Origin of the sequence: Thermomonas sp. (assembly GCF_041919455.1) — a bacterium.
In the GTDB taxonomy this organism is placed as follows: Bacteria; Pseudomonadota; Gammaproteobacteria; order Xanthomonadales; family Xanthomonadaceae; genus Thermomonas.
The window spans coordinates 1-13,274 of the sequence record NZ_JAYRTQ010000019.1 but is presented as its reverse complement, the minus strand read 5'-3'; the positions used below and the strand labels follow the sequence as shown (position 1 = coordinate 13,274).

Genomic DNA, 13,274 nt, shown 5'->3' with positions numbered 1-13,274 from the left:
CGGCTCCGAGCATGCAGTCGGGCGTGTTTCCGTCCCGGCGGCAACTGCCGCATTGGATGCTGCGCGGCTCGAAATGACGTTGGGCGCGCACCCGGCGGTCTCAGCGCCTTGGCCCACGACCAGGCACTGGGATCTCGGCGCGATCAGGCGATGCCGGCTGCCTGGCGATCCGCGTGATAGCTGGAACGCACCATCGGCCCGGATGCAACATGCGAGAACCCCAGCGCATAGCCGTAGTCCTCCAGCGCCTTGAACTCGTCGGGCGTCCAATAGCGCAGCAGCGGATGGTGGGCGGGCGAGGGCTGCAGGTACTGGCCGATGGTGACCATCTCCACGTCGTGCGCGCGCAGGTCGCGCAGGGTCGCCTGCACCTGCTCCATGGTCTCGCCCAGGCCGAGCATGATCCCGCTCTTGGTCGGCACGTCGGGGTGCTGCGCCTTGAACTGCTGCAGCAGGGTCAGCGACCACTGGTAGTCCGCGCCCGGACGCACGTTGCGATAGAGATCCGGCACCGTCTCGATGTTGTGGTTGAACACGTCCGGCGGGCCCGCCGCCAGGATCTCCAGCGCGCGCTCCATCCGGCCCTTGCCGCGGAAATCGGGCGTCAGGATCTCGATGCGGATGCCGGGCGAGGCCGCCCGCGTCTCGCGGATGCAGTCGACGAAATGCTGGGCACCACCATCGCGCAGATCGTCGCGGTCGACGCTGGTGATCACCACGTACTTCAGGCCCATGTCGGCGACCGTGCGCGCCAGCCGCAGCGGCTCGCCGGCGTCGGCAGGCTTGGGCCGGCCGTGGGCGACATCGCAGAAGCTGCAGCGGCGCGTGCACACGTCGCCGAGGATCATGAAGGTCGCGGTGCCGTGGCTGAAGCACTCGTGGATGTTCGGGCAGCTGGCGTCTTCGCAGACCGTGACCAGGCGGTTCTCGCGCAGCTTCGACTTCAGCGCCTGCACCGCATTGCCGGACGGGATGCGCACGCGGATCCAGCTCGGCTTGCGCAGCACCGGGGCCTCGGCGAATTCCACCGGCGAGCGTCCGATCTTCTGGTCGGCGACCTGGCGCGCGCCCGGCTCCAGCGAAGCGGAGCCCTCGGCGACGACGGCCAGCGGAATGGTGCGGGGCGTGCTGCTCATGGCCGGATACTCATGGGCATGATTATCGCGCAGAACCGCGGATCAGGCGGCCACCGGCGCGGGCAATCCATCGGCATGCCGCAATGCCAACCCGAACTGGCGCGCGAGCGCCTCCAGCAACACCGGCTTGACCGATTCCAGCGAGGACGGCCCGCCGAGGTCCTGCAACGCCACCACCTGCAGGCCTTGGTAGCCGCAGGGATTGATCCGCAGAAACGGCGCGGTGCTTTCCGGGGCGATGTTGAAGGCCAGGCCGTGGAAGGTGCAGCCGCGGCGCACGCGGATGCCGAGCGCGGCGATCTTGGCGCCGTTGACGTAGACGCCGGGCGCGCCCTCGCGGCGCATGGCATCGATGTTCCATTCGGCCAGGGTGTCGATGATCGCCTGCTCGATCCTGCAGACGTAGTCGCGCACGCCGATCTTCAGCCGCTTCAGATCGAGCAGCGGATACACCACGATCTGCCCGGGCCCGTGATAGGTCACCTGGCCGCCGCGATCGACGTGGATGACCGGGATCTCGCCCGGCATCAGCACGTGCTCGGGCTTGCCGGCCTGGCCGAGGGTGAATACCGGATCATGCTCGACCACCCAGAGCTCGTCCGCGGTTTGGTCGTTGCGGGCGTCGGTGAAGGCCTGCATCGCCCGCCACACCGGTTCGTAGGGCTGGCGGCCGAGATCGCGCACCAACGCGTCGCGAATCGATCCCGACGATGCGTGAGCCGCGCAATCCGCGGCTACAGCGTCCACTTCACCTCGGGATGCGCACGCAGTGCCTCGTGGGCGCGGTCGTAATCCTCGCGGGAGTTGGCGCGGAAGGCGATGCGCACGGAGACGTAGCGGCCGCTGCTGGAATGCTTCCAGTTGACCGACTCGTGCAGGACCTCGATGCCGGCATCCAGCAGGGCGGTGGGCAGGGCGGTTTCCAGGTCTTTGTCGGCAGTGCCCATCGCGGAGAGCTCGAAGGTGCCGGGGAACTGGAAGCCGTGGTCGGGATTGTCGGAATGGATGTCCATCCCCGGATTATGGGGATCCGATGCCGGTTCCCCAACCGGCTCGGGCCTGCGCGGCAGGCCCGGCAGCGTGCGTCAGTCCTGCCACCACATGAGAAGTTCATGCCAGAGGCGCTTGAAGAAGCCGCCCTCCTCGACCGCGTTGAGCGCGACCAGTGGCGACTGCGCCACCACCTTGCCGTCCAGGGTGACCTTGACCATGCCGATCTTCTGGCCCTTGGCGATCGGCGCGACCAGCGACTTCGGCAGGTCCATGCTCGCCTTCAGCTGCGAGTACTTGCCTCGCGGGGTGGAGACCAGCAGTGGCTGGGCCACGCCGACCTGGACCAGGTTGGCGGCGCCTTTCCACACCTTCGGCGTGGCCAGCGACTTGTTGGCCTCGTACAGGCGGTGCGACTCGTAGAAGCGGAAGCCCCAGTTGAGCAGGGCCTGCGAATCCACCGCGCGCTGGTTCTCGCTGCTGTTGCCCATCACCACGGTGATCAGGCGCTGGTCGCCACGCTTGGCCGAGGCCATCAGGCAATAGCCGGCCGCGGAGGTGTGCCCGGTCTTGATGCCGTCCACCGAGGGATCGCGCCACAACAGCAGGTTGCGGTTCGGCTGGGTGATCGGGCCGACCGTCAGCTCCTTGATCTTGTTGTAGCTGTAGGCCTCGGGGAAATCGCGGATCAGCGCGCGGCCGAGGATGGCCAGGTCGCGGGCGGTGGTGACGTGGCCCTCGGCGGTGAGGCCGTGCGGATTGACGAAGTGCGACTTGGTCATCCCGATCTTCTTCGCGTACGCATTCATCAGCTGGGCGAAGGCCTGCTCGCTGCCGGCGACGTGCTCGGCCAGGGCGATCGCGGCGTCGTTGCCGGACTGCACCACCATGCCCTTTTCCATCTCGACCAGCGGCGCGGTCTTGTTGACCTCGAAGCCGCTGTAGCTGCCGTCGGTGCCGGCGCCGCCGCTGCGCCAGGCGTGTTCGCTCATCATCACCGGGTCGGTCGCCTTGACCTTGCCGGCGGCCATTTCGGCGGCGATCACGTAGCTGGTCATCACCTTGGTGATGCTGGCCGGATCCACCGGGGTATCGATGTTCTCGCCCGCCAGCACCTGGCCGGTGGCGTGGTCCATCACTACCCAGGCCTTGGTCACCGCGGGCGCGGGCGCATCCGGGATCGGCAGGTTGTCGCTGAGGGCGGCGGGCTTGGCGACCGGCGCGGGCGTGGGCACCTGGGCGATGGACAGGCCGGAACCGAGGGCGATGCCGGCGGTGGCCAGGGCGACGAACAACAACGAACGCGAACGCATCAAAGCAAACTCCTGGTGGCCGCGCAGGCGCGGCGCGAAAAATTCAAACACACATTTTAAGCCGCAATCCGTGGCGTGATGCCGTGACGCAATGCCGACTCCCGCCGACGACGCGACCCGATGCCTGCAGGGTCAGTCGCGCACCCGCTGCGGCTGCCCGAAGCCCAGACCGACGATCCGCGCCGCGAGTTCCGGTGCGTGCGCTGCGGCGACCGGGCCGATCCGCAGGCGCCAGATCTTCTTGCCATTGACGTCGGCGTCCAGGAGGCGGGCTTGGGCGATCGACGCGCCCTGCAGCATCGACAGCGCATGCCGGGCGTTCTGCTGGTTGGCGAAACTGGCGACCTGCAGGGTCACCTCGTCGGCCGCGGCGGCCGGGACGACGCTGCTGGCGGCGACCAGCGCAGCGGCATTGACCGGCGATGGCGGTGGCGGCGCGACCGCGGCAGGCGCGGCCGTGGACGCCTTGGCATCGGTGGATGCCGGCTGCGGATCGGGCCTGCCCGGCTTGCCGGTGGCCACGCGGACACGGCGCGACTGCATCCAGGCATCGAATTCGTCGGCCGACATCACCTTGCCGTCCTGCTGCATGTCGAAGCGATAGCCGCTGTCGGCCGCGGGCCTGGCCTGCGGCGCCGGCGCGACCGGGCCGGCGCTGGCCAATGCCTGCGGCAACTGCTCGACCAGCTTGTCCATCGCAGTGTCGGCGGCAGGCGGCGCACGTGACGCCAGCAGGTCACCGCCATCGTCCTCGGTCAGCGCTTCCACGCGCACGCGTGCGGTGCCGCGATCCCGATAGCCCAGCTTCACCGCGGCGGCGTAGCTGAGGTCGATCACCCGGCCGGCATGGAACGGGCCACGGTCGTTGACCCGGACCACGACCGAACGGCCGTTGTCGAGGTTGGTGACGCGGGCGAAGCTGGGCAGCGGCAAGCTCTTGTGGGCGGCGGTGAAGGCGTACATGTCGTACACCTCCTGGTTGGAGGTGCGCCGGCCATGGAATTTCTTGCCGTAGTAAGAGGCCAGCCCTTCCTCCGCGTAGCCGTGGGCGCTGTCCAGCACGTGGTAGCGCTTGCCGAGCACGCTGTAGCTCTTGTTGCCGGCGCGCGAACGCGGTTCGGCGCGCACCTCCGGTTCCGGGATCGCGTCGACATCCGGCACATAGTCGGGGACGGTATCGGCCTCGCCGGGGCGGAACAGGCCACCGGCCACGTAGTCGCCGCGCTTGCTCGGGTCTTCCTGCGCCGCCGCGTACGGCGACGACTTCGGCCGTTGCAATGGCGGCGCGGTATTCACCGTCTGCGCGGGCTGCACGACCAGCTTCGGGCCTTCATTCACAGGCTTTTTCGACGCCGTGCCGGTGGTCGCACAGGCCGCCAGCGCGAGCGGCATCGCGGCCAGCAGGAGGACGCGCTGGTTCACGGCGTGGCCGGATCGCGCCCGGCGATCGACTGCGACAGCTGGTAGACCGCGGTCGCGTACAACCGCGAGATGTTGTACGTGGTGATCGCCTTGAAGTTGTTGTAGACGATCCAGTATTCCGGGCCCTCCACGCCTTCGAGGGTGATCAGCGTGACCGGCTTGCCGGTGGCAAGCGGCGCCGCGGCGGGGCGATAGCCGGCAGCGGCCAGGCTGGCCAGGGTCTGATCCAGGGTCACCGCGTTGCCGGGATTCACGAAGTCCGTCGCCGATGCGTCGCGCAGGGCCTGCTGCATGACCGGGCCGCCGCGCTCCCACTTGCCCTTCTTCGCGAAGTAGTTGGCGACCGAAGCGAACACGTCGTCGAGGTCGTTGAACAGGTCGACGCGGCCGTCGCCATCCCCATCCACTGCGTAATCGCGATAGCTCGACGGCATGAACTGGCCCCAGCCCATCGCCCCGGCATAGCTGCCCTTGAGCGTGGCGATGTCGAGCTGCTGTTCCCGCGCCAGCGCGAACAGCTGCGCCAGTTCGTCGCGGAAGAACGCCTCGCGCTGGTTCTCGCGCGCCGCCTTGCCCGGATCGCCGGTGCGCGGATACGCAAACGCAAGCGTGTACAGCGCATCGATCACCGGGAAGCTGCCCTTGTTGCCGCCGTAGCTGGTCTCCACGCCCAGGATCGCGACGATGATTTCCTTCGGCACGCCATGCGTGTCCTGCGCACGCTGCAGCGCCGCGGCATGGGTGGCCAGGAAGGCTTGCCCATCGGTGATGCGCTTGGGCTGGATGAAGATCGGGCGGTAGTCGCGCCACGGCTTGGCCTCGGCCGGTCGCGACATCGCCTTGATGATCGACTCGCGGATCTGCGCGGTCGCCAGCACCGCTTCGATCTCGGCGGCGGGGATGTTGAAGCGCTGGGCGGTGCTGCGCACGAACTCGGCACGGGCCGGGCCGATGTCGCGCAGGTGCGGCGCGGGCGGGGCGGCTTCGACCACCGGCGCAGGCGTTGCCGGCGGCGAGGGCATCGGCTTGGGCGGCGGGACGGCACACGCGGCAAGCGCGAGTGCGGCGAGGCTGGGGACAAGTGCGCGACGGATCATCGGCGCGAGGGTAGCACGCGTCCGGATGGGCTCCGGAACGGCCGATTCAGCTTGCAGGGCGCGATTCCGCACCCATTCGACCCTCAGCGATTCAGCACCCGCCGCCCCTTCAACGCCATCACCACGCCGAAGCCGAGCAACAGGGTGACCGCCGAGGTGCCGCCGTAGCTGAGCAGGGGCATCGGCACGCCGACCACCGGCAACAGGCCGGAGATCATCCCGGCGTTGACCAGCACGTACACGAACAGCGACAGCCCCAGCGTGCCGGCGAGCAGGCGCGAGTAGCCATCGCGCAGGTCCGACGCGATCCACAGGCAACGCGCGACCACGAACAGGTACAGCGAGAGCACCACGACCACGCCGATCCAGCCGAAATCCTCGGACAGCACCGAGAACGCGAAGTCGGTGGTGTGTTCCGGCAGGTAGTCCAGGTGCGACTGGGTGCCCTGCCCCCAGCCCTTGCCGGTCAGCCCGCCGCCGCCGATCGCGATCTTGCTCTGCAGGATGTTCCAGCCCGCGCCCATCGGATCGTTCTCGGGGTCGCGGAAGGTCAGGATGCGGTTCTGCTGGTAGGGGCGCAGGAACGAGAACCAGGTGATCGGCGCGAACATCGCCACCGCGAAGCCGCCGATGGCGAGCACGCCCGCAGTGCCGAACCACCACCACGACACGCCGGCCAGGAACAGCACGAACACGCCGCTGGCCAGCACCAGCACCGCGGTGCCGAGGTCGCGCTGCAGCAGGATCAGCCCGACCGGCAGGGCGATCACCACCAGCGCGACCGCCAGGGTCGACCAGCGCGGCGGCAGGCGTTGGCGGTCCAGCGTCCACGCCAGCATCATCGGCAGGGTCAGCTTGGTGAGCTCGGACGGCTGGAAGTTGAAGAACCCCAAGTTGATCCAGTGGTTGCCGTACTTGCCGCTGCCGATGAACAGCACCAGCACCAGCGGTAGCAGCGACAGCACGTAGATCGGCGGCGTGGCCTGCTTCAGCAGGTGCGCCGGGATCCGCGACGCCACCCACAGCACGCCCAGTCCCACGCAGAAGTAGGCGCCCTGGGTGGTGACAAGGCGGGTGGATTCGTTGCTGGCGCTGTACAGGGTGGCCAGGCCGATCCCCATGATCGCGAGCAAGGCGGCCAGCAAGGGCAGGTCCAGGCTGCGCAGGAAACGCAGCAGCAGGTCGGCGAGCAGGCGCAGCAAGGTATTCATCGACGCGCCGCCGTTGGCGCGGTCGTCGGAGTCGCCATGCCCGGACTGCCCTGCACATCGGAGAAATCCGGCGGCAACGCGGCCTGGACGGCGGCATCGACCGGCGTTGCCTCGTCCTGTTGTTTCGGTGCCACTGGCTTGCCCAGCAACCAGGCATCGAACACCTTGCGCGCCACCGGCGCCGCGCTGGAGGCGCCGTAACCGCCACCCTCGATCGCCACGGCAATCGCGATGGTCGGCGCGTCGGCGGGTGCGTAGGCGATGAACAGGCCGCGGTGGCGCAGGTGCATGGGCAGGCTGCGCGGGTTCACCGCCGCGCTGCCGCGGCGGCTGACCACCTGCGCGGTGCCGGTCTTGCTGGCGATCAGGTAGGTCAGGCCGGCGCGGATATTGGTGGCGGTGCCGGGCCCGTGCACGGTGGCGATCATGCCCTCGCGCACCGCCTGCAGGTGCGCGGCGCTGTCGCTGCCGCGGGTCGGCGGCACCAGCTCGACCGGCGCCCACGGCGCGGCGAAATCCGCGCGCATGTCCTTGACCAGGTGCGGGCGCCGCACCCAGCCGTTGTTGGCCAGCATCGCGGTGGCCTGCGCCAGTTGCAGGGTGGTGGTCTTCCAGAAACCCTGGCCGATGCCGGTGATCACGGTGTCGCCGGGATACCACTTGCCGTGCTGCGACGCATTCGCCGCCTTCCATGCCGGCGAGGGCAGGATCCCGGCGATCTCGCCCGACAGGTCCACGCCGGTCGGCTTGCCGAAGCCGTAGCGGTCCATGTACTCGTCGACCTTGGCGATGCCCATGTCCAGCGCCAGCCGGTAGTAGTACGTGTTCACCGATTCGTAGATCGACTTGCGCAGGTCGGTCCAGCCATGCCCACCGCGATGTGAATCGCCATAGCCGCGGCGCTGGCCGCCCAGGTAGAACATGCCCGTCGACAGGGTCTTGTCCTCTGCCGTGCGCACGCCGCTGTCCAGGCCGGCCAGCGCGAGCAGCGGCTTGATGGTCGAACCCGGCGCGACGCCGCCCAGCACCGCACGGTTGAACTGCGGGCGCGAAGGGTTGTCGTTGAGCGCCTGGTAGTCGGCATGGCTGATGCCGTTGACGAACAGGTTGGGGTCGTAGGACGGCAGGCTGACCATCGCCAGGATCTCGCCGCTGCGCGGATCCACCGCCACCGCGGTGCCTTCCAGTTCGGCGAAGGCGTCCACCATCGCCCGCTGCAGGTCGATGTCGATCGACAGCCGCAGGTCGGTGCCCGGGGTGGCCGGCACCGTGTCCAGCGCACGCACGGTGCGCCCGTCGACATTGGTCTCCAGTCGCCGGAAGCCCGGCTTGCCGCGCAGCTGCGCTTCGTAATAGCGCTCCAGCCCGGTCTTGCCGGTGTGCGAATAGGCACCGCCGGCATCGCCCAGCGCCGCCTGGTCCTTTTCGTCGATGCGGCCGACATAGCCGACCACGTGCGCGAACAACGCACCCTGCGGATACACCCGCCCCAGGTACGGGACCAGCTCCACGCCGGGGAAACGCCAGCGATCCACCGCGAAGCGCGCGGCTTCCTCATCCGACACGCGCAGCTTGATCGTCACCGGCTTGAACGGACGGCTGTTGCGGTAGTCGCGCAGGAAGCGCGTGCGCTGTTCCTCGTCGAGCACCACCACGGTTCGCAGCTTGGCCAGCAACGCCTCGCCATCGCCGGCGCGTTCCGGCACCGCATCCAGCCGCCACGCCGCCACGTTGTCGGCCAGCAACCGGCCCTTGCGGTCGTAGATCAGCCCGCGCGCGGGCGCGACCGGCACCAGCCGCAGGCGGTTGGCCTCCGAGCGGGTGGCGAATTCGGCGTGCTGGACCACCTGCAGGCGGAAATACCACGCCGCCAGGCCGCCCAACGCCAGCAGCACCAGCAGGAAGCCGACCAGCGCGCGGCGGCGGAATAGGTCGGCCTCGACCGCGTGGTCCTTGAGCTGGCGCGCGCGACGCATCATCGGCGCGCGTTCAACCGCGCCTGCGCAGGCGCAGGGTATCCAGCGCGAAATGCAGCGGCGCCCACAGCAGCAGGCCCAGCAGCGGCGCCAGCCAGTACAGCCACGGCAGTTGCGGTGCGCCCATCACCACGTGGATGGCGGCGCTGATCACCCGGTCGTTGAGCAACAGCACGCCCATCACCACCGCCTGCTGCGACAGCGGGAAGAAGCGCATGCGCGCGCGGAAGCGGTCGAGGATGAAGGCCATCACCACCAGCCGCATCGCCTGTTCGCCGAGCAGGCCGCCGAACATCAGGTCGGCCAGCACGCCCAGCGCGAACGCCACCCCCAGGCCGATGTGCTCGGGTTCCTCGAGCAGCCAGTACGCCAGCACCAGCGCGAGCCAATAGGGTCGCAAGGGCTGCAGCAGGCCGGGCAGCGGCACCAACCCCAGCAGCAGGGCGAGCAGCAGGCTCACCGGTAACACCCAGCCATTGCGTGCGCGGCTCATCGACGGGGCTCCGCTGCGGGTGCGGTCGTTGATGGCACGACGGCATTCGAGGGCGCAGCAGGCAACGTCGACGCGGGTACGGAGGCATTGCCGGCGGCGGGCGCCGCCGCGGCGGGATCGACCGCCGGCACCGGCTTGTAGCCGCGCAGCAAGAGCACGTCGCGCCCGCGGTCGAGTTGCGCGGCCGGGGTCACGTCGGCTTCCAGGAAGGCGCGGCTGTCGTCCGGGCGCAGGGTGCCCACCGTGCCTACCGCGAAGCCGGGCGGGAAGCGCCCGCCCAGGCCGGAGGTGAGCAACTGGTCGCCGACGCGCACGTCGGCCGACAGCGGCACGTCGGCCAGGTGCAGCGCATCGTTGCGCCCGCTGCCGTACACCACCAGGCGGATCCCGCTGCGCGCCACCGCCACCGGCACCGCATGGTCGGGGTCGGTGAGCAGCAACACGCTGGCCGTGGTCGGGGTGGTGGCGGTCACCTGCCCCATCAGGCCGCCGGCGTCGATCACCGCCTGGCCCACGCGCACGCCGGCGTTGCTGCCGCTGTCCAGTAACAGGCGCTGGCGGGTCGGGTCCAAGTCGATGTCGAGGACGGAGGCCAGTTGCACATCCAGCCGCCCGCGCTCGGCGCTGCCCAGCAGGCCGCGCAGGCGTTCGTTCTCCGCCGCCGCGGTGCGCAGCCGCGCATTGCGCGCGGCCTGGACCAGCAGGGCATTGCGCAGGCGTTCGTTGTCGCGCGCCAGCTGGGTGCGGGTCACCGCTTCCTCGCGCAGGCCGGTGCCGACCTTCGAGGGCAAGCCGGCCAGCCACCACAACGGCTGCACCGCCACTTCCGCCTGCGCGCGCACGGCGCGCAGCCAACCACTGCGGTAGTCCAGCACCATCAATGCAGTCGCCAGGATCAGGTACGCCAGCAGGCGCAGCACGCCGGCGACATCGCCGGGGCGGGCTGCGGGAGGTCCGGCGTAGGGCGGCACGTCAGTGGGTCAGCAATGGCTTCAGTGAAGGAATTCGCGCGAAGCGGCAGTTTGGCCCATGGAGGGGCCAACGCAAACGACCATGTCGTTTGCGTAGCGCATCGAAAACCACGCTTTTCGATGCGCGAGTTCGGAGTCGGCCATGGATGGCCGATCTCCGAATACGAATCACTCCGGCGCGAAGAACTCGTTGCCGTGCATGTCGACCAGTTCCAGCGCGCGCCCGCCGCCACGCGCCACGCAGGTCAGCGGGTCGTCCGCCACCTGCACGTGCAGGCCGGTTTCCTCGCTGATCAGGCGGTCGATGTCGCGCAGCAGCGCACCGCCACCGGTCAGCACGATGCCGCGCTCGGCCACGTCCGCGCACAGTTCCGGCGGGGTCTGCTCCAGGGCCAGGCGGATCGCGGAGACGATCCCGGACAGCGGTTCGCGCAGCGCTTCCAGCACCTCGTTGGAATTGATGGTGATGATCTTCGGCACGCCCTCGGCCAGGTGGCGGCCGGAGATCTCGATCTCGCGCACGTGCTGCTGCGGGTAGGCATTGCCCAACTCCAGCTTGATCCGCTCCGCGGTGGCATCGCCGATCAGCATGCCGTGGTGGCGACGGACGTAGGCCACGATCGATTCGTCGAAGCGGTCGCCGCCGATGCGCACCGACTGCGAATAGACGATGCCGTTCAGCGCGATCACCGCTACCTCGGTGGTGCCGCCGCCGATGTCGACCACCATCGAACCGCGCGCCTCGGTCACCGGCATGCCGGCACCGATCGCCGCGGCCATCGGTTCCTCGATCAGGTAGACCTCGCGGGCACCGGCTTCCTCGGCGGATTCCTTGATCGCGCGGCGCTCGACCTGGGTGCTGCCGGCCGGCACGCAGACCAGCACGCGCGGGCTGGGGCGCAGGAAGCGGCTCTTGTGCACCTTGCGGATGAAATGCTTGAGCATTTCCTCGGTGTAGGTGAAGTCGGCGATCACGCCATCCTTCATCGGCCGCACCGTGCTCATGTGCCCGGGCGTGCGGCCGAGCATCTGCTTGGCCTCGCTGCCCACCGCGGCCACCGCGCGGGCACCGCCGCCACGGTCCTGGCGCACGGCCACCACCGACGGTTCGTTGAGGACGATGCCTTGCCCGCGCACGTAGATCAGCGTGTTGGCGGTGCCAAGGTCGATGGACAGGTCGCTTGAGAAATAGCCCCTGAGGAACTTGAACATGCGGGAGATGCCCGAAAAGTGATATGGCCACGTCGGGGGACGCGGGGCCGAAAGGCGGGGCGGGAGCGCGGAAACCGCGGCGAACGCCGGGCCCGCTAATCTAGCAACGCCCCCCCTGCCCGGCAAGGAGATTGCAGGGCTGCCGGTCGCTGCGATTCAGCCGCCGCTGGCCGCCGGACGGTGCCGACGCTACCCTGTGCGCCCTTTTCGTCCACCCGCCCGCGAGGCCCCGATGTCTGCCCTGATCTGCGGTTCCCTGGCCTACGACACCATCATGGTGTTCCCCGACCAGTTCAAGAACCACATCCTGCCGGACAAGGTGCACATCCTGAATGTGTCGTTCCTGGTGCCGCGGATGCGCCGCGAGTTCGGCGGCTGCGCCGGCAACATCGCCTACAACCTCAAGCTGCTGGGCGGCGACCCGATCCCGATGGCCACCGTCGGTGCCGACTTCGGCCCGTACCGCGAGTGGTTCACCGAACAGGGCATCACCCTGGACCACGTGAAGGTCATCGACGAGCTGTTCACCCCGCAGGCCTTCATCACCACCGACCTCGACAACAACCAGATCACTGCGTTCCACCCCGGCGCGATGATGCGCAGCTACGAGAACCACGTGCGCGACGTGCCCGGCGTGACCATCGGCATCGTCAGCCCGGACGGCTACGAAGGCATGCTGCAGAACGCGAAGGAATTCGCCGAGGCCGGCATCCCCTTCATCTTCGATCCGGGCCAGGCGATGCCGCTGTTCAACGGCGCCGAGTTGCGCGCCTTCATCGAGCAGGCCGACTACGTCACCGTCAACGACTACGAGTCCAACCTGCTGCAGGAGCGCACCGGCTGGAGCGAACAGGAAATCGCCGGCAAGGTGAAGGCGTACATCACCACCCGCGGCCCGCAGGGCGCGGAGATCCATGCCGACGGCACCACCCACCGCATCCCGCCCGCGCACGAACGCCGCGTCACCGATCCCACCGGCTGCGGCGACGCCTTCCGCGCCGGCCTGATCTTCGGCATCGAGAAGGGCTACGACTGGATGACCATCGGCCGCATGGGCAACCTGATGGGCGCACTCAAGGTCGAGCACCCCGGCACCCAGAACCAGCGCTTCGACTACGAGGAATTCGCCGAGCAGTTCCGCCAGCAGTTCGGTTACGCGTTGACCTGAGCGGGGCCTCGCTCTCCCGCAGAAGCGGGAGAGCGATCAAGATCTTGTAGCCCGGATAAGGCCAACGGCCGCATCCGGGGTATCGCGAAATCCGACGCACTAAACCCCGGATGCGCTGCGCTTTCCGGGCTACAAAAGCGGAGCGAGCGATTTTTTTAGGTTCTTCTCCCAACTGAGGGAGAGGCGCACGGCCGACCCGGTTAGTTTGCAGTTGTCGAGACAACAAACCGGGGGTCGGCCGTGGCCGACGGAGATTGTATTTCCCAGCTGGGAGGCTGGGGCGGG

At 68.8% G+C, this 13,274-nt stretch carries 11 protein-coding genes and 1 pseudogene; 1 reads left to right on the top strand and 11 read right to left on the bottom strand.

Annotated elements, in window-relative coordinates:
* Positions 1-143 precede the first annotated feature (143 nt).
* The 11 genes and pseudogenes from lipA to ACE3T8_RS12145 form a co-directional block, all read right to left on the bottom strand.
* On the bottom strand, positions 144-1,136 hold the full coding sequence (lipA, locus tag ACE3T8_RS12195; RefSeq protein ID WP_374609471.1) for a lipoyl synthase: 993 nt from the start codon (positions 1,134-1,136) through the stop codon (positions 144-146).
* 42 nt (positions 1,137-1,178) lie between these two features.
* Complete coding sequence (gene lipB / locus ACE3T8_RS12190) at positions 1,179-1,883, bottom strand: lipoyl(octanoyl) transferase LipB (protein ID WP_374609470.1); 705 nt, start codon at positions 1,881-1,883, stop codon at positions 1,179-1,181.
* On the bottom strand, positions 1,871-2,149 hold the full coding sequence (locus ACE3T8_RS12185; RefSeq protein ID WP_374609468.1) for a DUF493 family protein: 279 nt from the start codon (positions 2,147-2,149) through the stop codon (positions 1,871-1,873). Before ACE3T8_RS12185 ends, lipB begins: the two co-directional genes overlap by 13 nt.
* Positions 2,150-2,221: 72 nt before the next feature.
* Positions 2,222-3,439 carry a D-alanyl-D-alanine carboxypeptidase family protein gene (locus ACE3T8_RS12180; RefSeq protein ID WP_374609467.1) on the bottom strand — a complete coding sequence of 406 codons (1,218 nt, stop codon included), beginning with the start codon at positions 3,437-3,439 and terminating at the stop codon, positions 2,222-2,224.
* A gap of 132 nt (positions 3,440-3,571) precedes the next feature.
* Positions 3,572-4,831, bottom strand: a complete 1,260-nt coding sequence (locus ACE3T8_RS12175; RefSeq protein WP_374609507.1) for a septal ring lytic transglycosylase RlpA family protein — start codon at positions 4,829-4,831, stop codon at positions 3,572-3,574.
* A 26-nt stretch (positions 4,832-4,857) separates the two neighbouring features.
* Positions 4,858-5,958 (bottom strand): lytic murein transglycosylase B, encoded by a 1,101-nt coding sequence (gene mltB / locus ACE3T8_RS12170; RefSeq protein ID WP_374609465.1) that lies wholly within the window; start codon positions 5,956-5,958, stop codon positions 4,858-4,860.
* A gap of 83 nt (positions 5,959-6,041) precedes the next feature.
* Positions 6,042-7,169 (bottom strand): rod shape-determining protein RodA, encoded by a 1,128-nt coding sequence (gene rodA / locus ACE3T8_RS12165; protein WP_374609506.1) that lies wholly within the window; start codon positions 7,167-7,169, stop codon positions 6,042-6,044.
* Positions 7,158-9,145, bottom strand: a pseudogene (mrdA, locus tag ACE3T8_RS12160) (penicillin-binding protein 2); the annotation flags it as partial. The gene rodA and the pseudogene mrdA, both read right to left, overlap by 12 nt.
* A gap of 13 nt (positions 9,146-9,158) precedes the next feature.
* The gene (mreD, locus tag ACE3T8_RS12155) at positions 9,159-9,638 is read right to left on the bottom strand and encodes a rod shape-determining protein MreD (protein WP_374609464.1); all 480 of its coding nucleotides are present in this window, start codon (positions 9,636-9,638) and stop codon (positions 9,159-9,161) included.
* A complete protein-coding gene (gene mreC, locus ACE3T8_RS12150; RefSeq protein ID WP_374609463.1) occupies positions 9,635-10,609 on the bottom strand; it encodes a rod shape-determining protein MreC in 975 nt (324 codons plus the stop codon). The genes mreD and mreC overlap by 4 nt, the downstream gene beginning before the upstream one ends.
* Positions 10,610-10,777: 168 nt before the next feature.
* Positions 10,778-11,821: a rod shape-determining protein gene (locus ACE3T8_RS12145; protein ID WP_374609462.1), complete on the bottom strand. Its 1,044-nt coding sequence runs from the start codon at positions 11,819-11,821 to the stop codon at positions 10,778-10,780.
* Positions 11,822-12,053: 232 nt separating this feature from the next.
* Between ACE3T8_RS12145 and ACE3T8_RS12140 the strand changes: the two genes are divergently transcribed.
* Positions 12,054-12,989 carry a carbohydrate kinase family protein gene (locus ACE3T8_RS12140; protein ID WP_374609461.1) on the top strand — a complete coding sequence of 312 codons (936 nt, stop codon included), beginning with the start codon at positions 12,054-12,056 and terminating at the stop codon, positions 12,987-12,989.
* Positions 12,990-13,274 lie beyond the last annotated feature (285 nt).

Excerpts from the sequence above, each read along its gene's own strand:
- rodA (WP_374609506.1), bottom strand. The coding sequence starts at position 7,169 with ATGAATACCTTGCTGCGCCTGCTCGCCGACCTGCTGCTGCGTTTCCTG.
- mltB (WP_374609465.1), bottom strand. The coding sequence starts at position 5,958 with ATGATCCGTCGCGCACTTGTCCCCAGCCTCGCCGCACTCGCGCTTGCC.
- ACE3T8_RS12180 (WP_374609467.1), bottom strand. The coding sequence starts at position 3,439 with ATGCGTTCGCGTTCGTTGTTGTTCGTCGCCCTGGCCACCGCCGGCATC.
- ACE3T8_RS12145 (WP_374609462.1), bottom strand. The coding sequence starts at position 11,821 with ATGTTCAAGTTCCTCAGGGGCTATTTCTCAAGCGACCTGTCCATCGAC.
- ACE3T8_RS12185 (WP_374609468.1), bottom strand. The coding sequence starts at position 2,149 with ATGGACATCCATTCCGACAATCCCGACCACGGCTTCCAGTTCCCCGGC.
- ACE3T8_RS12175 (WP_374609507.1), bottom strand. The coding sequence starts at position 4,831 with ATGCCGCTCGCGCTGGCGGCCTGTGCGACCACCGGCACGGCGTCGAAA.
- mreD (WP_374609464.1), bottom strand. The coding sequence starts at position 9,638 with ATGAGCCGCGCACGCAATGGCTGGGTGTTACCGGTGAGCCTGCTGCTC.
- lipA (WP_374609471.1), bottom strand. The coding sequence starts at position 1,136 with ATGAGCAGCACGCCCCGCACCATTCCGCTGGCCGTCGTCGCCGAGGGC.
- ACE3T8_RS12140 (WP_374609461.1), top strand. The coding sequence starts at position 12,054 with ATGTCTGCCCTGATCTGCGGTTCCCTGGCCTACGACACCATCATGGTG.